At 59.3% G+C, this 23434-nt stretch carries 18 protein-coding genes; 11 read left to right on the top strand and 7 right to left on the bottom strand.

The genetic code is table 11. The annotated features are described in order from the left end of the window. Positions 1–190: 190 nt before the first annotated feature. Together flhB and QN370_RS18040 are read right to left on the bottom strand one after the other, a co-directional pair. Positions 191–1330 (bottom strand): flagellar biosynthesis protein FlhB, encoded by a 1140-nt coding sequence (gene flhB, locus QN370_RS18035; RefSeq protein ID WP_322128004.1) that lies wholly within the window; start codon positions 1328–1330, stop codon positions 191–193. Positions 1331–1530: 200 nt separating this feature from the next. Next, on the bottom strand, positions 1531–1932 hold the full coding sequence (locus tag QN370_RS18040) for a hypothetical protein (RefSeq protein WP_322128005.1): 402 nt from the start codon (positions 1930–1932) through the stop codon (positions 1531–1533). A 212-nt stretch (positions 1933–2144) separates the two neighbouring features. Between QN370_RS18040 and QN370_RS18045 the strand changes: the two genes are divergently transcribed. Further along, positions 2145–2618: a CesT family type III secretion system chaperone gene (locus QN370_RS18045; RefSeq protein WP_322128006.1), complete on the top strand. Its 474-nt coding sequence runs from the start codon at positions 2145–2147 to the stop codon at positions 2616–2618. Between the two features lie 26 nt (positions 2619–2644). Beyond that, positions 2645–4828, top strand: a complete 2184-nt coding sequence (locus QN370_RS18050; protein WP_322128007.1) for an amidohydrolase family protein — start codon at positions 2645–2647, stop codon at positions 4826–4828. Positions 4829–4882: 54 nt separating this feature from the next. Here the strand turns inward: QN370_RS18050 and QN370_RS18055 are convergent, their stop codons facing one another. The 5 genes from QN370_RS18055 to QN370_RS18075 all read right to left on the bottom strand — a co-directional run bounded on the left by QN370_RS18055 (position 4883) and on the right by QN370_RS18075 (position 15112). Then, positions 4883–6271: an efflux transporter outer membrane subunit gene (locus QN370_RS18055; RefSeq protein WP_322128008.1), complete on the bottom strand. Its 1389-nt coding sequence runs from the start codon at positions 6269–6271 to the stop codon at positions 4883–4885. 8 nt (positions 6272–6279) lie between these two features. After that, complete coding sequence (locus tag QN370_RS18060; RefSeq protein WP_322128009.1) at positions 6280–9474, bottom strand: efflux RND transporter permease subunit; 3195 nt, start codon at positions 9472–9474, stop codon at positions 6280–6282. After that, positions 9471–12554 (bottom strand): efflux RND transporter permease subunit, encoded by a 3084-nt coding sequence (locus QN370_RS18065; protein WP_322128010.1) that lies wholly within the window; start codon positions 12552–12554, stop codon positions 9471–9473. Before QN370_RS18065 ends, QN370_RS18060 begins: the two co-directional genes overlap by 4 nt. Positions 12555–12570: 16 nt before the next feature. Further along, entirely contained in the window at positions 12571–13887 is a 1317-nt protein-coding gene (locus QN370_RS18070) for an efflux RND transporter periplasmic adaptor subunit (protein WP_322128011.1), read from the bottom strand. Between the two features lie 262 nt (positions 13888–14149). Continuing rightward, positions 14150–15112 carry an alpha/beta hydrolase gene (locus QN370_RS18075; RefSeq protein WP_322128012.1) on the bottom strand — a complete coding sequence of 321 codons (963 nt, stop codon included), beginning with the start codon at positions 15110–15112 and terminating at the stop codon, positions 14150–14152. Positions 15113–15526: 414 nt separating this feature from the next. On the opposite strand from QN370_RS18075, the gene QN370_RS18080 reads away from it, so the two are divergent. The 9 genes from QN370_RS18080 to erpA all read left to right on the top strand — a co-directional run bounded on the left by QN370_RS18080 (position 15527) and on the right by erpA (position 23280). Beyond that, entirely contained in the window at positions 15527–15871 is a 345-nt protein-coding gene (locus tag QN370_RS18080) for a HesB/IscA family protein (RefSeq protein WP_322128013.1), read from the top strand. A 110-nt stretch (positions 15872–15981) separates the two neighbouring features. Continuing rightward, on the top strand, positions 15982–17418 hold the full coding sequence (sufB, locus tag QN370_RS18085; protein WP_322128014.1) for a Fe-S cluster assembly protein SufB: 1437 nt from the start codon (positions 15982–15984) through the stop codon (positions 17416–17418). After that, on the top strand, positions 17415–18209 hold the full coding sequence (sufC, locus tag QN370_RS18090; RefSeq protein WP_322128015.1) for a Fe-S cluster assembly ATPase SufC: 795 nt from the start codon (positions 17415–17417) through the stop codon (positions 18207–18209). Before sufB ends, sufC begins: the two co-directional genes overlap by 4 nt. Further along, the gene (gene sufD, locus QN370_RS18095; protein WP_322128016.1) at positions 18206–19537 is read left to right on the top strand and encodes a Fe-S cluster assembly protein SufD; all 1332 of its coding nucleotides are present in this window, start codon (positions 18206–18208) and stop codon (positions 19535–19537) included. The genes sufC and sufD overlap by 4 nt, the downstream gene beginning before the upstream one ends. After that, positions 19534–20778 (top strand): cysteine desulfurase, encoded by a 1245-nt coding sequence (locus QN370_RS18100; protein WP_322128017.1) that lies wholly within the window; start codon positions 19534–19536, stop codon positions 20776–20778. The genes sufD and QN370_RS18100 overlap by 4 nt, the downstream gene beginning before the upstream one ends. Next, complete coding sequence (gene sufU, locus QN370_RS18105) at positions 20778–21263, top strand: Fe-S cluster assembly sulfur transfer protein SufU (protein WP_322128018.1); 486 nt, start codon at positions 20778–20780, stop codon at positions 21261–21263. Before QN370_RS18100 ends, sufU begins: the two co-directional genes overlap by 1 nt. Before the next feature lie 33 nt (positions 21264–21296). Next, positions 21297–21857 carry a NifU family protein gene (locus tag QN370_RS18110; RefSeq protein WP_322128019.1) on the top strand — a complete coding sequence of 187 codons (561 nt, stop codon included), beginning with the start codon at positions 21297–21299 and terminating at the stop codon, positions 21855–21857. 23 nt (positions 21858–21880) lie between these two features. Then, complete coding sequence (lipA, locus tag QN370_RS18115) at positions 21881–22864, top strand: lipoyl synthase (RefSeq protein WP_416172177.1); 984 nt, start codon at positions 21881–21883, stop codon at positions 22862–22864. Between the two features lie 65 nt (positions 22865–22929). Beyond that, a complete protein-coding gene (gene erpA / locus QN370_RS18120) occupies positions 22930–23280 on the top strand; it encodes an iron-sulfur cluster insertion protein ErpA (RefSeq protein ID WP_322128021.1) in 351 nt (116 codons plus the stop codon). Positions 23281–23434: the final 154 nt, after the last annotated feature.

The following is a 23434-nucleotide window of genomic DNA, read 5'->3' on the forward strand; positions in this document are numbered from 1 at the left end:
CGACAGCTGCTTCGATATCTGCGCAGAAACGTGCCTCGTTCGCCGCTGTCCCAGTCTCTCGGCACCCCGTCCCGCCGGACCGATGAGGCAATCGAGGCGGACGGCTCACTGATTGTTCATGATTACTCCATTATTTTTTTGACCCGATCTGCAGATCAACCTACTGGCAACGCCGACCGGGCTTGATGCATCAACTGCCTTCGAGCGGATCCAGTCCCTTGGGGACATCAATGGATTGCGGCTTTTCAGGACGTTCCCCGCCCTGGCTTTTGTAGGCCTTCAGCTGGAACACGTACGCCAGCACTTCAGCCACAGCCGTGTACAAGGTTTCAGGAATCGCCTCACCCAATTCGACGTGTTTGAACAGCGCCCGCGCCAGTGGCGGCGCTTCGAGCAGTGGCACGTTATTGGCCGCAGCCAATTCACGAATTTTGGCGGCCACCGCATCGGCCCCCTTGGCCACGACTTGCGGCGCTCCCATCTTGCCGTCGGTATATTTCAGCGCTACCGCGTAGTGGGTCGGATTGGTCACGACCACATCTGCGGTTGGTACTTCGGACATCATCCGGCGTCGCGCCATTTCGCGTTGCTGGGCACGAATCTTGGCCTTGATCTCCGGATTACCTTCCGACTCCTTGGCTTCCTGGCGCACTTCCTGGCGCGTCATCTTCATCTTCTCGGCATAGCTCCACATCTGATACGGCGCATCCACTGCGGCAATCAGCACCAACCCCATGACAATGAGCATGTAACTCGAAAATAGCAGTTTCGACAAATGCATGCTGCCCGCTTCCGGTCGCTCAACCATCAGTCCTAGCACTTCATTGATCTCGCTCGACATGACCAAATAGGCAATCGCGCCGACAATGACTGCCTTGGCGACGGCCTTACCAAGCTCGACCAATGCATTGCGCGAAACGATCTTGATGAGCCCTGAAAACAGATTCATCCGGCCAAAATTCGGTGCCAGCGCCTGCGCACTGAACAGCCAGCCGCCGATCAGCAACGGCGAGGCCAATGCCACCAGGATCAGAATCCCGGCCAGCGGTGCAAACGCCAGCAACAAATCGCCAAGATGGCTACCCAACCGGGTCAGCAGCAGACTGAAATCAAACGCCTGGCCACGATCAAAGGTCAGCCCCGAGGCCAGCGCCGCCTTCAACTGGCGCAACATGTTGGCACCACTGACGTAGAGCCCGCCACCCGCCGCCAGCAACACCATGCAGGTTGCCAGTTCACGCGAACGTGGCACGTCCCCTTGCTCGCGCGCCTTGTCAATGCGCTGCTGCGAGGCCGGTTCGGTTTTCTCCATGTCGCTTTCTTCGGACAACGCAACTCCTTTTTTGGCAGGAATCCGACGTCGGCATGACAAGGATTTCCATGAACAAGATTATCAGCCCGTTCAAGCCATGCCATCCGGCAAACAGGAATGGAAATATGCGGCAATTCCCCAAAATTAATTGACTCTGACCCTAATAATTAATTGACTCTGACCCCATTAAAAAATAGGGGTCAGAGTCAATTAATTTGCTATTTTTCTGGCAAATTTTTGTCGCACCAACGCTGCCAGCGCGCGGCGTGCTTGACCAGGGTTCCCGCAAGCCGGTCGGGAGTGAGATCCGACAAGGCCAGGCGCGTCAGTTCGACAATCTTGCCGTTCGTCGGGGAGATGCAATAGCCTGGGCCATGACCGTCAAAATCAAGATGGTTTTGGCGTAGCAGTTTCTTGTAAATCGATGCGAGTCGGTCGAGCGGCGCGTACGCATACTCGACGTATAAAAAGACCACATCCGCAGCCAATGCTTTGTTGTAAATCAATGAGCAGCACGCGCCATTGACATCCAGTGGGGCACCGGCAGCAAGTTCGTCGCCGTTCTCGAGCTGTTTGAGTGCGCAAAATCCGCTGATCAGTTCGTCAAAATTCGTTGCCATGGGAGAGCTTTCGCTTTGAAGAGAGCGTGACGGTCCAGTACCGTGCACTGCGTTCTGAGTGGCACGTCCTCACGGAAAATTCCCTGACTATTCCCGAAAATATTCTGGAACCGATCCCATCGGTCCGACACACATGGCGGTGTGATTATCTTGTTGCGATCGCATACTTGCGTGCAGGACGGCAAGGCTCACTTATTCAGGAGATATCCGCCATGACGGCACAATTTGCCGATTTAATGCATGCCTTCGGCAGCGCACTCGGGTTACCCGAACCAGAAAAACTTGCCAACAACACGCCCTTCAGTGTCAATGACGTTGTCTTTTGCTTTCGCAAGCCGCCGTCAGAATCGAACCAGCCACTGATGCTGTTTGTCGATTTCGGCCCCATTCCAAAAGGTAATGAAGCGGCTGTGTATTACCAGCTTTTGCGTGAAAACTATCTGGAATTCCCGACCAAGAATGCCTCGTACTGTGTCTCGTCACGCACCGGCAATGTGGTCTATGCACGTGCCGTTGCCATGGATGCGCTGACCATCGACACCTTGGCTGTCGTTGTCGCAAAACTTGCCGAGCAAGTGCGCTACTGGCGCCTGGATCACGCCGATGGACGCACAAAAATCACGCCGCAGCCAATGCGCCGCCCCGCCTTCGTGCTGCCATTGCAACTCAAGGTCAATGCCTTGTAATTTCCTCTCTTTATCGAAAGTACGCCATGCCCATCGTCAACAACAAAGCCAGCATCAAGGCCCGCAACCTTGTTCAAACTAACGACGACCTGCAAAGACTCGTCGCAAATGTCGCCCGGCATGCTCCCCACGGTTCCGAGCCACCAAAAATTGGCAAGCATCATTCCAACATTCTCGACGAAGCCTATCCCGAAGCGAGCTTCAGTACGGTCTACACCATGGAGGTCTCGCCGGAAGAGCGCGCGCTGGCAGCCAATATGGATATGGCACACGTCCAAAGCAAATTACCACCGCATAACGATTCACACATGCATCCTTGGTCGTACATACAAAAAGGGATCAATCTCGAGGAGATGCTGCTACGCATGGACATGATCCATTGCAAACACAGCGTGTTAATGCCTATCCCGACCAGCATCATTTCGATGCAAGGTGACCGTGTCACCAAAATATGGCCGCCCGGAGACAAGGACACGTTTCGGCATCATTGCGGTCCGAGCTATTACATTCCAGACGCCCACAACCGGCCCGACCTGGAGATGACACCCGAGATTTTGACTGAACTGGAGTCAGCAATCAGTCTTCATGTCGATAGTGAAGTCGATGACTTTACGGCGGATCAGTTCAAGCTACTCGAGCCGAAAGAACAGGACAAACTCGATCCGATGATCACCGGTCTGCATCTGGGAAGCATGTTTGCCGACGTGGCCCTTTTTAAAAAACTGTTACGTCATCCAGGTGTTTTCACCGGTGCAGGAGAACTCACGCTGAACAAGGAAATCGTCGAAAACTTGTATGCCGGCGGCGTCGCGGCGCAGGCATCACTGCATCCGGTCGCCGGCCCCGGCCGCGACGACACCAACATCCTGCCCACCAAACAACTCATGGCGGCACTCGGCGTGGTCGGCATGCCCGCCTGTATCCATTGTGATGTCGGCGACTGGCGCGACCCGCCATCAGCCATCCCCAAAAATATGGAGGCGTTCGATAATTTTCTTTCTGATCCAAGGGTGATTGACACCACCATCATCTGGGCGCACGCCGGGGGATTGGGTCGTTTCGTCAAGCAACCGGACAATCACCTGAAAGCGTTGGGCGAGATGCTCGATACTCACCCTAATCTGGCACTTGATATTTCGTGGAATGAGGTGGCCAAGCAGTTGACCGGAGAAGGATTTGATGACAAAGCGGCAGAAAAACGCACTGAGGAGTGGGCCGCATTTTTGGAAAAGCATTCGGAACGTGTCATGTTCGGGTCTGACACGCTGGCACCAATAAACAATGCAATCTGGACCAGAACTCTGATCACCTACGCAGGTCTGCTTGCGAAGCTGTCCGACGAGGCGCGACTCAACATCCTCGAAAAATCCTACGAAAAATATTACATCGACGCACGCACGAATGTGCGCAGGTTCGAAAATGTTGTCCTGCCCTGTATCGCGGATAAATTAACCGATCCAACCGTACTTCACCTCGATATCAACGCGATCAAAGCCATCCGCGACAGACTCTACGAAGAACTGGATCCAAGCGACCTGAGCTCGGAGCGAAGTATCACCAGTGAGGAAATGGAACTCTCGTTAAATCGCGTAAAAATGCGCGCCAAGTTCACCGGAACCCTCGAAAAATTGATCAAGTCGAGGGAGCAGATCGGCATACAAGAAATCGAGATTGTCCGACTGAGAGAAGAAAATTCTAAATTACAAGCCACTGTGGCAGGCATCACCGCACCCGTAAGAGAGGCACTGACCGGGCAGCCAGCCATCCCGCCAGCGCTGCGCAGACAAGTGGATGTCAGCACCCAGTCCCCGATCCGACATCACCTCGGACCTGCCATCCGCGAGCGGATAGAGCAGCTTCAGAGTGACGCGCGACTAGAGATCACTTTTTTGACCCCTGCAGCTCGAATCGCCACCGAACGGACGCATTCAAGGCGGGCAATAGAAACGAGGGACGCCGAAATACTCAGGCTCTCTGCAAGAAATACTGAACTGCAAGCCAGTCTTGACAACCTCAGACCATCCGCCATGCAAGCCCAACCCGACCAGTACGCCGCTGTCCCGCTCGCCTCCCCGGAGCAGCAGCACGCTCGCACGTTACCGCCACAGCACAGACCACTTGCACCCGGTATCCGGGCACGCATCGCACAGCTCAAGGAAAGCTCTCACAAGGAAAACACTTTTTCGACCGATGCCGATCCGCGCAGATAACGCTGAGTCAACTCAATTGCGTCAGCTCAATTGCGTCAACCCAATTGCGTCAACTCAATTACCCCAGCCGCCACCAAGCGCCTGTATGAGTGCCACCGCCGTAACCTGCCGGTCCGACGCCAGCTGCACCAGCGCACGCCGTGCACTGAATGCGCTGGCTTGCGCAGTGACCACCTCGGTGTAAGCAACCTGCCCGGCACGGTAGCGATTTAATGTCTGCACTTCGGTTTCATCGGCAGCGCGTGAGGCCAGCTCGCGCAATGGCTGCTGCTGCATCAGCACGCGCGTTGACGCCAGCTGGTCTTCGACGCCCTGAAATGCCACCAGAACGGTTTGCCGATAACGCGCAGCGACTTGATCCTGCGCTGCTCGGGCCTGGTTGATCCGCTCGCGCGTGGCACCGGCATCGAACAGCACTTGCGCGGCCGACAGCCCCAGTGACCAGACTGTCGTCGAGGCCGAAAACAGGTCGCTGACGCGGGTCGCACCAGCACCGTAACTGGCGCTCAGGTTCAGGTTCGGATACAGCCCCGATTGCGCAATCCCGATCTGTTCGTTGGCGGCGGCCACCCTGCGTTCAGCGGCGGCAATATCAGGACGACGTTGCAGCAAGGTGGATGGCACGCCGATCGGCACCTGCGGCAGCGTCGCCGTCCACGGTGCGCTCACCAGCGTGAAATTACCCGGCGCTTGGCCGACCAGTACCGCGATGGCGTGTTCAAGCTGGGTGCGCTGGCGCTCCAGTCCCACCAGCTCGGCCTGTGCATTGGCCAGCTGGGTTTGGGCCTGCAGCAAATCAGTCTTCGGTGCGACACCGGCCTCATAACGGTTTTGCGCGATCTCCAGCGAACGCTGATAAGCGGCAATCGTCGACTGCAACAGCGCACTTTGCGCATCAGTCTGACGCAACGAAAAATAATTGATCGCCAGTTCGCCCTGCGCCGAGAGCAAGGCTGAAGCCAGATCGGCCGAGCTCGCTTGCGCACTGGCGCTGGCACTATCGACGCCACGCGAGAGCCGTCCCCAGACATCCGGTTCCCAGCTCGCGCCGATGCTGGCCTGATAGGTGTTACCGGCACCGGCGACTTCTCCGCCGGAACGTCGGCCGCTGCCATCGAGGCTGACAATTGGAAACAGGCCAGCGCGCTGTTCGCGCACCAGCGCACGGGCCTGCGCATACGCGGCAGCCGCCGCTGCGATATTCTGGTTCGACACTTCCACCCGACTTTCCAGCGCATTGAGCCCTGCATCATCGAACAGCGCCCACCAGGTGCCGCGATCAAGTGCATCGGCTGGCACCGCCTGGACCCAGCCCGGCACTTCCTTGTACGCTACCGGCGTGGCCAGTACTGGTTGCTGGTAAGTCGGACCGACTGCGCAACCGCCGGCAGTGGCGACCACTACGGCAAGTACCAGCCAGCGGGAGGGGGGGAGTAAGTGCATGGTCAGTCTCATGGTTGGATCGCCAGCGTCGCCGGGGCGCGGCGATGGCGTAATTTGTCGAGCAGGATATAGACCACCGGCGTGGTCAGCAGCGTCAGCACCTGGCTGGCAAGCAGCCCGCCGATGATGGCGATACCAAGCGGCTGGCGCAGTTCGGCCCCTTCGCCAAAACCGATTGCCAGCGGCAGCGCACCCAGTGCAGCGGCCATGGTCGTCATCAGGATAGGCCGGAAGCGCAACAGGCAGGCTTCGCGAACGGCATCGAACGCTGACAGGTTGCGAGTGCGCTCGGCTTCAAGCGCAAAGTCGATGATCAGGATCGCATTCTTCTTGACGATGCCTAGCAGCAGAAACACGCCGATCAGTGCAATGAGCGAAAACTCCATGTTGAACAGCAGCAGCGCCAGAATCGCGCCCACCCCGGCTGACGGCAGCGTCGACAGCACCGTGATCGGATGGATCAGGCTTTCATACAGGATGCCCAGCACGAGGTAGATCACGATCAGGGCGGCAAGGATCAGCAGCGGTTGCTCGTTCTGCGAATCCTGCGCGGCCCTTGCGCTTCCTTCAAAACTGCCGCGCACGTTGGTCGGCATGCCGATGTCGGCTTCGGCCTGGCGCACTGCATCCTGGCCATCCGCCAGTGCGAAACCCTCGGTCAGGTTGAACGAGACCGTGGTGGCCAGTTCGGCATCCTGATGGCTGATCGAGGTGGCCGTCGACCCTTCCGCAAAACTGGCAATCGCCGACAGCGGCACCATCCGCGTCGACGTGGTGCTGAGCGCCGAACCGGTGGACTGGTCGCGCAAACCGGGATTGCTACCGAGCGCCACAGTGCTGGTCGTGCTGGCGGCCGTCGCGGCCGTGCCAGTCGAGACCAACCCGCGCGCCGGCACGTACACGTCCTTGAGCGCCTGCGGACTGCGCGCAAACTGCGGCGCGATTTCCATCACGACCTTGTACTGGTTGAGCTCGGAATAAATCGTTGCGACCTGGCGCTGGCCGAAACCGTTATACAGCGCGTTCGACACATCGCGCGAAGTCAGGCCGAGCCTGGAGGCGGTGTCATGGTCGATCTTGACATAGGTTTCGACACCGTTTTCTTCCTGATCGGTATCGACGTCGATCAGGGCCGGTTGCAGCTTCATCGCTTCGCCCAGCCGGGCCGCCCAGACTTTCAGGTCAACCAGGTTGTCGCTCTTGAGGGTGTACTGGTAGGTCGAATTCGACGACCGGCCGCCCATCCGGAAATCCTGCACCGGGTTGAGGTACAGGCTCACGCCGGTGATCTTGACCAGTTGCGGGCGCAGCCGTGCAATGACGGCCTGACCACCGTCCGTGCGTTCACCGACCGGTTTCAGATTGACGAATAAAAACCCGCCACCGGCACGACTGCCGCCGGTGAATCCGACCACCGTCGCGACTGCCGGATCACGCTGGATCACGGCCACCAGTTCGCGCAATTTGCTCTTCATCGCCGTCGGTGAAATGCTCTGATCGGCACGCAGACCGCCGTTGAGCTGGCCGGTATCCTGCTGCGGAAAAAATCCCTTCGGCGCGACAATGAACAGGTACACATTCAGCCCGATCGCTCCTACCAGAATCAGCATCACCAGCGCCGGCGCATGCAAGGCCCAGTCGAGACTGTGCTCGTACATCTTGTGGATGCGGTTGAAGCCACTCTCGAAACCGCGTGCCAGACGACCTGGTTTGCGCGCCGGATCATGCGGGCGCAGCAGCCACGCGCACATCATCGGCGTCGTGGTCAGCGAAATGACCAGCGAGATCATCACGGCGGCCGACAGCGTCACTGCAAATTCTCGGAACAGGCGACCGACCTGCCCGCCCATGAACAGCAGCGGAATGAACACCGCCACCAGTGACACGCTAATCGACAGCACCGTGAAGCCGACCTCGCGCGCACCCAGCAGCGCGGCAGACATCCGGTCCATGCCGTCCTCGATGTGACGTGCGGTATTTTCGAGCACGACGATGGCATCATCGACGACAAAACCCGTCGCCACCGTCAACGCCATCAGACTCAGGTTGTTCAGTGAAAATCCGAGCAGGTACATCACGCCAAAGGTACCCAGCAATGACACGACGGTGGCCACTGCCGGGATGACCGTGGCGCGCACATTGCGCAGGAACGCGCTGACCACCAGCACCACCAGCGCAATCGAAATGAGCAGCGTGACTTCGATTTCATGCAGCGAGGCGCGAATTGAATTGGTGCTGTCGGAGGCGATCTGCATGTCCACGTCCGGCGGCAATTGGGCCTGCAGTTCCGGCAGCAGATCGCGAATGCCATCGACGGTTTCGATGACGTTGGCCCCCGGCTGCTTGCGCAACAGCACAACGATCGCCGGCTTGCCATTGAACAGACCCAGCGTATTGGTGTTCTCGACGCCGTCGACGACCTCGGCGACATCATCAAGCCGGATCGCCGCATTGCTGCGCCAGCCCACGACCAGCGAACGATAGTCGGCCGCCGTGCGGCCACCGCCCGGCGTATAAATCTGCAAGCGCCGGTCATCGCCCTCGATGGTGCCCTTCGGACGATTGGCGGTACTGGCCTGGATCGCGGCGCGCACGTCTTCCATGCTGACGCCGTATTTGTTGAGCGCATACGGCAGCAGTTCGACACGCACCGCTGGTAGCGAACCACCACCGAGTTCCACTTCGCCAATGCCCTGCACTTGCGCCAGCTTTTGCTGCACCAGGTTCGAGACCGTGTCATAGATCTGGCCCGGCGTGAGCGTCGGCGACGTCAGCGCAAGAATCATGATGGGCGCGTCGGCCGGATTGGCCTTGCGGTAGGTCGGGTTGTTGCGCAGCGTTGCCGGCAAATCGACGCGCGAGGCACTGATCGCGGCTTGCACTTCGCGCGCAGCCGAGTCGATCTTGCGGTTGAGGTCGAACTGCAAATTGATGCGGGTCGATCCGGTACTGCTGCGCGAGGTCATTTCGTTGACCCCGGCGATGACGCCGAGGCGACGTTCCAGCGGCGTTGCGACGCTCGACGCCATGGTTTCCGGACTGGCTCCCGGCAGCGAAGCACTCACTGAAATGTTCGGAAAATCCACCTGCGGCAGCGGTGCCACCGGCAGCACGAAGAACGCGCCTATGCCGGCCAGCGCAATGCCGATCGTCAGCAGGACGGTCGCGACGGGACGCCGGACAAAAGGTGCCGACAGATTCACGCGGGCTCCGCCTTGCGATGGCGTCCGGACAGCCGCTGTGACAAGCGATCAAAGCCAAGATAAATCACCGGCGTCGTGAACAGCGTCAGCACCTGGCTGACAATGAGTCCGCCAAAAATCGCCAGTCCGAGCGGACGGCGCAGCTCGGCACCGTCGCCCCAGCCCAGCATCAACGGCACGGCCGCGAACAGCGCCGCGAGCGTCGTCATCAGGATAGGCCGGAAGCGCAGCAGCGCCGCCTGATGAATCGCCTGTTGCGCGGTCATGCCCTGATGACGCTCGGCCTCGATGGCAAAGTCGATCATCATGATGGCGTTTTTCTTGACGATGCCGATCAGCAGGATGATACCGATGATGCCGATCACGCCCAGTCCGGCGCCACTGATCATCAGTGCCAGCAGCGCACCGACACCGGCCGACGGCAGCGTCGACAGAATCGTCAGCGGATGGATATAGCTTTCGTACAGCACGCCCAGCACGATGTAGACACACACCAGCGCGGCCAGGATCAGCCACAGCTGACTGCTCAACGAAGACTGATAGGCACCGGCCGCACCGAGAAAAGTCATCGTCACCGAGGCCGGCAACTTGATATCGATTGCGGCTTGCCGGATCACGTCCACCGACTTGCCCAACGAAACGCCGGGCGCAGTATCGAAACCCAGCGTGGTGGCCGGGAACTGCGCGACGTGCGTGATCTGCAGCGGTGACTGGCGCTCGGTGATCGTCGCAATCGCTGATAGCGGTGTCGGTTTGCCGGAACCTGTGCGCAACTGCAAGTTGCCCAACTCTGCCGGTGTGGACAGCGTGTCGGGACGGGCTTCGAGGATCACGCGGTACTGGTTGGTCTCGGTAAAAATGGTCGAGACGATGCGCTGACCGAAAGCGCTGTAGAGCGCATCGTCGATCGCCGCTGCGCTGATTGAGAGCCGCGCCGCACTGTCGCGGTCAATGTCGATGTAGACCGCCAGACCGGTCGCGTCGGCATCCGACACCACGTTTTGCAGCGCTGGCTGGCGCTTGAGTTGCGCGGTCAGCTTGGCAGCCCATTCGACGACGCTGGCCGTATCGGCTGCTTCCAGCGAGACGCGATACTGGGTTGGTCCGGTTTCGGCATCGATGGTCAGGTCTTGGGTTGGCTGCAGATAAATCGTCACGCCGGCGACCTTGCCGACACGCTCGCGCAAGCGCGTCATCGTATCGGCCTGCGATCCGGAACGGTCGCGCTTGAGATTGATCAGCATGCTGCCGGTGTGCAGCATCGTGTTGCGCGCCGCATCGACACCGACCAGCGAACTGAGGCTCTCGACATCGGGGTCTTCGAGAATCGCCGCCGCTGCTTCCTGCTGCAATTGCGCCATGCGCGTGTACGACACCGTTTGTGCGGCTTCGATGCGGGCTTGCAGCTGGCCGGTGTCCTGGGTCGGAAACAGCCCCTTCGGAATCACCAGATACAGCGCCACCGTCAGCGCCAGCGTTGCACCGGCCACCAGCAGCGTCAGGCTCTGGTGCACCAGCACCCAGCTCAAACCACGGTCGTAGCGCGCCATCACGTCATCGGAAAAGCGCTGCATGCGTCCGGGTGGCGCATCGCTTTTGACTTGCGGCTTGAGCCAGCGCGCCGACATCATCGGCACCAGCGTCAGCGACACGACGGCCGAAATCAGGATCGTGATCGACAGCGTGACCGCGAATTCGCGGAACAACCGTCCCACCACATCGCCCATGAACAGCAGCGGAATGAGCACCGCGATGAGCGACACCGTCAGCGAAATAATCGTGAAGCCGATCTGCGCCGCGCCCTTCAGTGCAGCGGCCATCGCGCTCTCGCCTTCTTCGAGATAGCGCGCAATATTCTCGATCATCACGATCGCATCGTCGACCACAAAACCGGTCGCAATGGTCAGCGCCATCAGGCTCAGATTGTTCAGGCTGTAACCAAGCAAGTACATCGCACCGCAACTGCCGATCAATGAAATCGGCACGGCCAGGCTGGCAATGATGGTCGCGCGCCAGTCGCGCAGGAAAGCAAAAATCACCAGCACCACCAGCAAGACAGCCAGCAGCAATTCGGTCTGGACATGCTCGACCGACGAGCGGATACCCGTGGTGCGGTCGCTCAGGACCGACACTTTCAGCGCCACCGGCAAACCGGCTTGCAGTTCGGGCAGACGCTTCTTGATCGCATCGACGGTCGCGATCACGTTGGCTCCGGGCTGGCGCTGGACATTGAGAATGATGGCCGGATGCAGGCCGGACCAGGCACCGAGCTTGACGTTCTCGGCGCTGTTGACGACCTGGGCGACATTCGTCAGGCGAACCGGCGCGCCATTCTTGTAGGCCACGATCAGGTTGCGATAATCGTCGGCGGCCAGCAACTGGTCGTTGGCGTTGATCGTGTAGGAGCGTGCTGGCCCGTCGAAACTGCCCTTCGCGCTGTTGGCGTTGGCCGCAGCAATCGCGGTACGCAGGGTATCGAGACCGAGGCCGTACGATGCCAGCGCAGCGGTATCGGCCTGAATCCGCACCGCCGGACGCTGACCACCGGCCAGCGAGACCAGTCCGACGCCATCGACCTGGCTGATCTTCAGCGCCAGCCGGGTATTGACGAGGTTCTGGACTTCGGTCAGCGGCAGCGTGTCCGACGTAATCGCCAGCGTCAATACCGGCGCGTCAGCCGGATTGACTTTGGCGTAAACCGGCGGTGCCGGCAAGTCGGCAGGCAGCAATGAACCGCCTGCGTTGATGGCGGCCTGGACTTCCTGCTCGGCGACATCGAGCGTCTGGCCGAGGCCGAATTGCAGCGTGATGATCGACACGCCGGCCGCGCTGGTCGAGCTCATCCGCTCCAGCCCGGACATCTGGCCGAACTGGCGTTCCAGCGGCGCGGTCACGGTCTGCCCCATGACTTCCGGACTGCCGCCCGGGTACAGCGTCTGCACCTGGATGGTCGGAAAATCGACTTGCGGCAAAGCCGACAGGGGCAGGAATTTGAAGCCGACAATACCGGTCAGCACGATGGCGACCATCAGCAGCGCAGTCGCTACCGGTCGCTCGATGAAGGGACGTGACGGATTCATGCAGCAGCTTTCCTGATCATGGTGCAGCAGCGGGTTGCGGACGACGGCGACGCTCGCCGGCCGGAACCGGTTTGCCGTCGGCACCGAGCGCAGCGGCCTTGCCCTCACCGGCGGCACCGCCAGCACCATTGCGCCTGCCCTTACCGCCTGGCTTGTCACCTGGCAGCGACACGGCAGCCCCATCACTGAGACGGTCGCCGCCTTCGGTGATGACGCGCTCGCCGAGCTTCAGGCCAGTGGTGATTTCAACCTTGGCGACGTCCGCCTGACCGCGCGAGACCAACCGCATGCCAGCCGTGCGGTCGCTGTTGAGGACGTACACGAAGTCGCCCTTGCTGCCATGGCGCAGCGCCGTCACCGGGATCGTTACCGCACCGGTAATGGTGCGCAACTCCAGACGCACATTGACAAACTGGTTCGGGAACAGCGTCATTTTGTCATTGGCAAACCGCGCCTTGGCCTTGACGGTGCCGGTCTGTACATCAATCAGATTATCGAGCGTCGAGAAGCGCCCGGTCCCCAGCAGGGTCACGCGGGTTCGATCGAACGCCGTTACCGCCAGCTCGGACTTCCCGGACGAACGCTCCAGCACGTTGGCGACCTGATCCTGCGGCACCGCAAACTGCACATCAATCGGCGTGACCTGCGTGATCACAACGATGCCGGCTGCGTCGCCGACATTGACGACATTGCCGGCATCGACAACACGCAAGCCAACCCGTCCGGCGATCGGCGCGGTGATCTTGCTGTAACCGAGATTGAGCCTGGCGGTACCTTCGGCGGCACGATCCGACAGCACCGTGCCCTCGAGCTGCTTGACCAGTGCTTGCTGCGTATCGACTTCCTGACGTGCAATTGAATCTTGCGCAAGCAATGTCTGGAAGCGCGCCAGCGTCACTTTGGCACTGGCCAGCTGCGCTTCATCGCGCTGGCGTTGGCCCGATGTCTGCATCAGCGCCATCTCGTACTGACGCGGATCAATGGTCGCCAGCACTTGCCCTGCGCGCACCATGTCGCCTTCGCGAAACAGAATCTGCTGCAGCACGCCTCCGACCTGGGGCCGCACCGTCACCATCGCAGCAGGCATGACCGTACCGAGAGCATCGACCACCACCGGCATGTCCGCCGCCGTCGCCGTGGCCACGCCGACCGTCGTGCTAGGCCGCCCGACACGTCCGCCGGGACCCGGCCCTGCCGGTTCACGATGCGTCAGGTACCACGCCACACCACCCACGGCGGCCACGGCCAGCAATGCAATCAGGCTACCGATCAGCACGGAACGGCGGCCAGGTTTTTTACGGGCAGCCGGAGGCAGCGTTGCAGGTGTATCCATTATTTTTTCCTTGATGACCGGATGGTGCCGGCGAAATTTTGTAGCCGAATGATCGCATGCGGTGCCCATGCCTGCCGCATGTTGCTTCAAACGAACATCAAAATACCGGAAGGCACTCTGACCGCCGACAAACAAGGCGACTTCTTACAGCCAGGCGGAGGAAGACACAGAGCCGCAATACGACAGATACATGCCTCGCCTCGATCAACTTCTCCTCGCGCGCCTTGGTCGTCCTTGTTTCGACGTCGATCAGGTTAATCAATCAGTCCGGCTGCGGAGATGCAGATCCGTGATGCAGGGCTGCACCAATAGCAGTACCGACCATCGTGACAACGGTATTACTGGCATTGATCAGCTTGCCCATCAACAGCATGCCGTGAATCTGGTCGTTCAAATGCAGCGACGTCACGCGCACGCCGTCGTCTTCCAGCCGTTTTGCATAGGCCAAACCCTCGTCGCACAATGGGTCGTGCGCGACCGTCACCACCAGCGCCGGTGGGGTATCGGCCAGGCTGGCAGCCAGCAAGGGCGAAGCGCGCCAGTCGGTGCGATCGGCCGGGTCCGGCGTGTAGTGGTCGATAAAATAATGCATCGTGGCCGCAGTCAGGAGCATGCCCGACGTGACGCGCTGGTAGGACTGGCTGGCAGCAGTGAGGTCGACCACCGGATAAATCAGCGACTGGAACATCGTGCGCGGCGCGGTGCCATCGCGCCCCATCAACGCCAGCACCGCAGCCAGATTGCCACCCGCACTGTCACCACCGACTGCGAGGCGATCCCGAGCAATCGACAGCGTATCGGCGTTGGCAGCTATCCATTGCAGCGCCGTCAGCGAATCATCCAGCGCCGCCGGAAAACGGTGCTCGGGTGCCAGTCGGTAATCGACTGCCACGACGCAAATGCCCGCCACATTGGCCAGTCGCCGACACAAGCGGTCATGACTCTCGAGGTCGCCAATGACCCAGCCGCCACCGTGCAGAAACAGCAGACACGGCAACACCGCACTGGCATCGGTACCGATACCGCGAACTACCCGCAGCACCAGCCCATCGGGCAGCGTGATATCGCGCACCATCGCCACCTCTTCGGCGGGCAACTGCATCAGGTCGCGATTGCCGGTGTAAGCAATCCGGGCCGCTTCCGGAGTCATGGCTTCAAACGGCAAACGACCGGTCTGGCGTGCCATGTCAAGCAGGTTGATGACTTGCGGATCGAGGGTCGGCATGATGAATGTCCTTATAAGTATAAAAAATCTATGTCGGATTAAGAATTCTGCATGGTCGGAGTATGCGCTGAAGCAAAAGGCGCTGTTCCAAAATAGTAAGCGCATGGTGCTGCGGTTGCACTGACCGGCGTGAATGGGAGGCGGTCCTCCGCACCAGACAACCACGGCACGGGTGCACGTGTGTATTGACTCTATGTTCGAGAACCGACCTGATCGCGTAGGGTGCATTTTGGCTGGTCCGTATTGAGGCAGCGCATTACGATCGCCGACCTGCCAGCCATATCCACCCCATTTACCGCCCTTCACACCCCATACCCGCCCCATCAACATGGTTGACTATTTTAGTCAGGTATCGTACTGTGAATTCCCGACAGATTTTGTCGGGTATTCACAATGACTCCAAAGGAGAACACGATGAGCATTTCTCTATCAACAACTGCTGAAACAAAAATCCGTGCACAGATGCAAAAAAACGGAAAAGGGTTTGGCGTTCGATTAGGCGTCAAGACGGTTGGTTGCTCCGGCCTCACCTACACCCTTGACTATGTCGATGGCGTGAAAGAAGGCGAGAAATTATTCGATGCAGGCGCAGTCAATATCGTCGTCGACGCTGCCACCCTGCCGATGGTCGATGGCGCGCATATCGACTTCGTCAGGCAAGGTCTGAGCGACGTGCTGAAAATCACGAACCCGAATGCAGAGAGCGAATGCGGTTGCGGCGAGAGCTTCAACCTGAAGAAAACCAGCGCGGCCGCCTGAACGTGACCGCACAGCAGTAATGGCCATTGCAGGGAATCTTCTTCCTGTTGCGGTCATGCCGGGCACACGTCTTGGTGTTTCCGGCCCAAGAACAGCGAGGGCTATTACCCATGAGTGCAGTACTTCAACAACTGGTCAATCGACCCTATCCCCACGGATTTGTCTCCGACATTGAGTCGGACGTTGCGCCACAAGGGCTGAGCGAAGACACTATTCGCCTGATTTCAGCAAAGAAAAAAGAACCGGAATGGTTGCTCGCTTTCCGGCTGGAGGCGTACCAGAAATGGCTCACGATGACCGAGCCGCAGTGGCAGAACGTCCACCATCCGAAAATCGATTTCCAGGCCATCAGCTACTACTCGGCACCGAAAACCAAACCCAAGCTCAACAGCATGGACGAAGTCGATCCGGAATTGCTGCGCACTTTTGAAAAACTCGGTGTCCCGCTGCACGAGCGCATGGCGCTAGCCGGCGTCGCTGTGGACGTGATTTTCGATAGCGTGTCCGTGGCAACCACCTACAAGGCCAAGCTGGCTGAAGCGGGCGTGATTTTTTGCTCGATGTCGGAAGCGGTGCTGGAACATCCCGAACTGGTCAAAAAATATCTGGGCACTGTGGTGCCGACCGGCGACAACTTTTACGCTGCGCTCAATTCGGCTGTGTTCACCGATGGCTCGTTTTGCTATATACCGAAGGGCGTCAAATGCCCGATGGATCTGTCGACTTATTTCCGTATCAATACCGAAGAGTCCGGCCAGTTCGAGCGCACGCTGATCGTGGCCGAAGAAGGCGCGTCCGTGGTCTATCTGGAAGGCTGCACCGCGCCGGCATTCAGCAGCAACCAGTTGCATGCGGCAGTGGTCGAACTGGTGGCGCTCGACAATGCCGACATCAAGTATTCGACCGTTCAGAACTGGTATGCCGGCGATGAAAACGGCGTCGGCGGCATCTACAATTTCGTCACCAAACGGGCGTTGGCCAAAGGGGTCAACTCGCGGATTTCGTGGACGCAGGTCGAGACCGGCGCAGCGATTACCTGGAAATATCCATCGGTCATCCTGCAAGGCGATAACGCCATCGGCGAGTTTTATTCGGTGGCCGTGACCAACCACTACCAGCAGGCCGATACCGGTACCAAGATGGTCCACATCGGCAAGAACACGCGCAGCACGATTGTCAGCAAGGGTATCTCTGCCGGCAAATCCAGCAACAGCTATCGCGGCCTGGTAAAAATCACGCCGGGTGCCACGGGTGCCCGTAATTATTCACAGTGCGACTCAATGCTGATTGGCGAAGAATGCAGCGCCAATACGTTTCCGTATATTCAGGTGCGCAATCCGTCGGCACAGGTCGAGCATGAAGCATCGACCTCGAAGATCGGCGAAGACCAGCTGTTTTATTTTGCCCAGCGCGGCATTGATGCAGAGGCTGCGGTGTCGATGATCATCAACGGTTTCTGCAAGGACGTATTTCAACAATTACCTCTGGAGTTCGCGGTCGAAGCAACCAACCTGCTGAGCTTCAAACTGGAAGGGAGCATCGGATGATGAACAACGACAGCAAGATCCTGCTGGAAGTACGCGGCCTGTGCGCCAGCGTGAACGGCACACCAATCCTGAAGGACCTCGATTTCACGGTGCGTAGCGGCGAAGTGCACGCGATCATGGGACAGAACGGCTCCGGCAAAAGTACCTTCGCCAAAGTGCTGGCCGGCCATCCGGCCTACGAGGTCACCGGCGGCTCGGTGCTGCTCGAAGGGCAAGACCTGTTTGCCCTCACCCCCGAGCAACGGGCGCGCTCCGGCCTGTTCCTCGCGTTCCAGTATCCGATCGAAATCCCGGGCGTGATCAATAGCCAGTTTTTGCGCCTGACCTACAACACGGTGCAAAAGGAACGCGGCAACGACGAACTGGACCCGCTCGAGTTCGACGACTTCGTGCGCGACAAAATGCAGTTGCTGGAAATGAGTCCCGACTTCCTTGACCGCAGTGTCAATGACGGTTTTTCCGGTGGTGAAAAAAAGCGCAACGAGATCCTGCAAATGGCGCTGCTCGAACCGAGCATGGCGATCCTTGACGAGACCGATTCCGGCCTCGATATCGATGCGCTGCGCATCGTCGCGCACGGCATCAACCAGCTCTCGACGCCCGACAATGCGATTGTCATGGTGACCCACTATCAGCGCCTGCTGAACTACATCGTGCCGGATTTCGTGCATGTGATGGATCACGGTCGCATCATCAAGACCGGCGGAAAAGACCTGGCGCTCCAACTCGAACAGCGCGGTTACGAATGGGTCAGCGAGGAATATGAGGCAACACAAAAGGTGACGGCATGAACGACCAATCTGTTCTGACCCGAAGTCCGTTCGATACGCCCGAAACACTCGTGCCAGGCAAACAGGCGTGGCTGTCGGCATTGCACGCGCGCGCCAGCGACCGTGCTGCGATCCTGAACCGGCCCACCCCGCGTGACGAGGAATGGCGTTTTACCGATCTGTCGCCGTTTGCGCAGACCACGTTTGTCCCTGCACCTGGGACGCCGTCAAGACAGCTCGTTCCCGCTGACATCACCGGCTTTACGGTCGAGGAAGCGCAGACGCGTCTGGTCTTTGTCGATGGCATTTACGCACCCGCACTCTCAGTGCAGCAGGATGACAAAAGCATCGTCATCACCGACATGCAGGGCGCGCGTGCACAGCACGCGCACACCATCGAGGCGCACCTCGGCCACCATGCCAGCATCGATAGCGCCTATTTCGCGGCGCAAAATACGGCCTCCATCGAGAACGCTGCCGTGGTGATCGTTGCTCGCGATAGCGCGATCACGGCGCCGGTTCATCTGCTGTTCATCGCCACACAAAAAGATGTGCGCAGCTTTCCGCGCTGCCTGGTGGTTGCCGAGGCAGGCAGCAGCGTGACGGTGATCGAAGACTATGTGGTGATGAACCAGCCTGGTGGTCAGGAAGAAGCCCATCTCGCCACGCATTTCACCAATACCGTCACTGAAATCGTGCTGGCGGATTCGGCACGGGTCGACCACATTCGCCTGCAGCGGGAAGGCACCCGGGGCTTGCACATCGGCCTGTGTGCGGTCTCGCTCGGCCGCGCCAGTCATTACAACTCGGTGAGCATCGCGATGGGCGCGCGGATGTCGCGGCTCAACCTCGAGGTGGTGCATCACGGCGAAGGCGCGACCTGCACGCTCGACGGACTGGCCCTGATCGGCAGCCGCCAACTGGCCGACACCCATACGCTGGTCGATCATGCCAAAGCGCACGGCAACAGTGTCCAGCTGCATAAATGCATTGTCGCCGACAGCGCGCATGCGGTTTTCAATGGCAAGGTAATCGTCCGCACCGGCGCGCAAAAAATTGATGCGCGCCAATCGAACCGCAACTTGCTGTTGTCGGCCAAGGCGCATGTCGACACCAAACCGCAACTCGAAATTTTTGCCTCCGATGTCAAATGCACGCATGGCGCGACCGTCGGCCAGCTCGATGCCGACGAAGTGTTTTATCTGCAAAGTCGCGGGCTGAGCGAGGCGGCTGCACGCAACTTGCTGACCTATGCGTTCGGCGCAGAAATCATCGAGCGCATCCCGATCGCATCCGTGAAACGGCAGCTGGTGCAGAAGGTACTCGAACAGACGACAGGCACACGATGAAACACGACCAGACCCAGTTCGACGCGCTTGATGTGGCGCGCATCCGTGCCGATTTCCCCATCCTTGGACTGCAAGTGAACGGGCATCGGCTGGTCTATCTGGACAACGCAGCATCAAGCCAGATGCCGCAGCCGGTGATCGACCGGATGGTGCGCTATCACACCACGCAGCACGCCAACATCCACCGTGCGGTGCATGCGTTGTCCGAGATCGCGACCAACGAATACGAAGCGGCGCGACGCACGCTGCAGCATTTCATCCATGCCCGCGAAGACCGTGAAGTGATCTTCACCAGCGGCACCACCGATGCGATCAACCTCGTCATGCATGGCTACGGCCGCCAGTTCATCGGCCCCGGCGACGAAATTATTCTGACCACGCTGGAGCACCATGCCAACATCGTGCCGTGGCAAATGCTGGCACAGGAAAAGGGCGCGATCATCCGTGTCGCACCGATCAATGACGCCGGCGAAGTGCAGATCGACGCGTATCGGCAGCTGTTCAATGCGCGCACAAAATTTGTCGGCCTCACGCAGGTCTCGAACGCGCTGGGCACCATCAACCCGGTCAAGGAAATGGTCGGGATTGCGCATGAACATGGCGTGCCGGTATTGGTCGACGGCGCGCAGGCGGTGCCGCACATGGCGGTCGATGTGCAGGATCTTGATTGTGATTTTTATGCGTTCTCGGGCCACAAATTATGCGGTCCGACCGGCATCGGCATCCTGTACGGCAAGGCCGCCTTGCTGGAAAAAATGCAGCCGTTCAAGGGCGGTGGCGACATGATCCTGTCGGTCACGTTCGAGAAGACGACCTACAACGTGATCCCGCATAAATTCGAGGCCGGCACGCCACCGATTGCAGCCGCCATCGGCATGGCCGCCGCCGTCGATTACCTGTCGGCCATCGGCATGGCGGCCATCAGCCAGCAGGAACAGGCGCTGCTCGATTACGCCACCAGTCAACTGCAAACACTGCCGAGCGTGCGCATCATCGGCACGGCCCCGCACAAGGCAGCCGTGCTGTCATTCGTTATCGATGGCGTGCATCCGCATGACATCGGCACCTTGCTCAACGAGGACGGCATTGCGGTACGCACTGGCCATCATTGCGCGCAACCGGTAATGCAGCGTCTGGGTCTGCCGGCGACATCACGCGCCTCGTTCGCGTTCTATAACACCATGGCAGAAGTCGATGCCCTGATCGCCGGCATACGGGCCGTGCAGAAAGTGTTTTTGTAATGGCCAATCCGAGAGCGCTCTACCAGGAAATGATCCTCGAGCACAACCGCAAGCCGCGCAATTTTGGCGCGCTTGCGCACGCTACGCACCATGCAGCCGGACACAATCCGCTGTGCGGCGACCATATTGATATCAGCCTGGTGATGCAAGGCACAGTGATCGAGCAAGTCGGATTTGTTGGCGAGGCGTGCGCGATCTGCAAGTCGTCGGCGTCGATGATGACGGTTGCCGTCAAAGGCAAATCCCAGGCCGATGCCGAAATGCTGATCGGTGAATTTGTCGCCATGACGACCGGCAAGCTCGACATGCACAGCGCGCACCATCTGGGTCACCTGAAAGTGTTTGCCGGCATTGCTGATCTGCCGGTCCGCGTCAAATGCGCGGTCCTGCCGTGGCACACCTTGCATGCGGCATTCCATGCGATCGAGAGTTCGTCGACGGAAGCCGAACAGGACCCGATGCACGTCATGACTGGTGACGCGTGATGGAATCCATCCTCTTTTTTGAAGGGAAAGATCATGCCAAAAATTGCTGAAATCGACGACACACCGAATCCGAACGCCGTCAAGTTCACGCTGCACGAACCGTTGAGCTGGGGTATCTCGCATTCGTATGACACGGCAGAACAAGCCAGCAATGACCCGCTGGCAACCGCGCTGTTCGCGCTAGACCATGTGACCAATGTGTTTTATACCGACCGCTGGCTGACCGTCACGCAGGATGGCGAAGCCGACTGGCCGGCGCTGGTGCGCCTGATTGCGGTACCGTTGCGCGCCGCGCCTGCTGCGGCCGCGCAATCGGAACAACTGGTCTCGGCGGCCCGGCTTGCCGTCCATGAAATGAGCGAGGACGAACAAGACCGTTTTGCCCGCATCAACGATTTGCTGGACCTGCAGATCCGACCGGCGCTGCAAGCCGATGGCGGTGACCTGCATGTGCTGGGCTTGTCAGGCGATGCGTTGAGCATCCACTACCAGGGCGCCTGCGGCACCTGCCCGAGTGCCATCGGCGGCACGCTCGCCAGTATCGAAAACCTGCTGCGCTCGATTGAGCCCAATATTGCGGTGCAGGCCGTTTAATGTTCATTGAGGAGAGCACCGCCATGGAAATGGAAACCATCACCTTCAGGAATGTCGTCTCGATCCTGCCGCCAGCGCCCGTCGGCGACCGGCCCGATCAGCAGCGCGGCTCCCTCAAGACCAAGCGCGACGCGATACTGCCTTCCGCAAAACTGCCGAAGCCGAACTGGATTCGGGTCAAGGTCGCTTCCTCGGGACGCTTCAATGACACCAAGGACATCGTCCATGCCAATGGGCTGGTGACCGTGTGCGAAGAAGCGGCCTGCCCGAACATCGGCGAATGCTGGAGCAAAGGCACGGCCACCTTCATGATCATGGGTGACAAATGCACGCGCCGCTGCCGCTTCTGCAATGTCAGTACCGGCCGGCCCGATGCACTCGATGCCGACGAACCGGCCCGACTGGCTCGCACCATCGCGCTGATGAAGCTCAGTTACGTCGTCATCACCTCGGTCGATCGCGATGATTTGCCCGATGGCGGTGCCAGCCATTTTGTCGAATGCATCCGCAAGATCCGTGCTGCCGCACCGGCTACCCGCATCGAAATCCTGACGCCGGATTTTGGTGGCCGCCTTGAACTCGCGCTCAGCATCCTCGGCACTGCGCCGCCGGATGTACTGAACCACAATATCGAAACTGTGCCGCGGCTGTACAAGGAAGCGCGTCCCGGTGCTGACTTCCAGAACTCGCTGAACCTGCTCAAGAACTTCAAGGCCATGCATCCGGAGGTCCCGACCAAGTCCGGCCTGATGGTCGGCCTGGGCGAAACTGATGACGAAATCCTGCACGTCTTGCGTGAGCTACGCGCACACGGCGTGAACATGCTGACCATCGGCCAGTATCTGCAACCGTCCGGCGGTCATCTGGCGGTGCAACGTTATGTGCATCCGGATGGCTTCCGGATGTATGAAGAAGAAGCCAGCAAAATGGGCTTTGCCAATGTTGCGTCGGGGCCGATGGTGCGCAGTTCGTATCATGCGGACCTGCAGGCAGCAGGGCTGGTCTGATCTTCCGTGTTCCAGCATACCCAGTACCGTTTTTATTTGATTGTCGTACCTACCCGGAGTCCACCATGAATGCTGTTACAGAAATGCCCGCCCCCATCCTGTTCACCGACAACGCCGCTGCCAAGGTCGCCCAGTTGATCGAAGAAGAAGGCAATCCCGAACTGAAGCTGCGCGTGTTTGTACAGGGCGGCGGCTGTTCCGGTTTCCAGTACGGCTTCACGTTTGACGAAGTCGCCAACGAAGACGACACGACCATGGAAAAAAACGGCGTGCACTTGCTGATCGATTCGATGAGCTACCAGTATCTGGTCGGCGCAGAAATCGATTACAAGGATGATCTGGAAGGCGCGCAGTTCGTCATCAAGAATCCGGGGGCGACCTCGACCTGCGGTTGCGGTTCGTCGTTTTCGGCGTAATCGTTTTCGGATTCATGAGCGGACCGGACCGCCGATAAATCGTAGGGTGCAATAACCGAAGGGCATTGCACCTGCTACAAGGACGAGTGCCAAGAGCAGTTCATCGCGGATCACAAAGCGTATCAGTGACTGCAAACAGTACATGCGGTGCAAT

The organism is Actimicrobium sp. CCI2.3, assembly GCF_035019065.1.
GTDB lineage: Bacteria > Pseudomonadota > Gammaproteobacteria > Burkholderiales > Burkholderiaceae_D > Actimicrobium.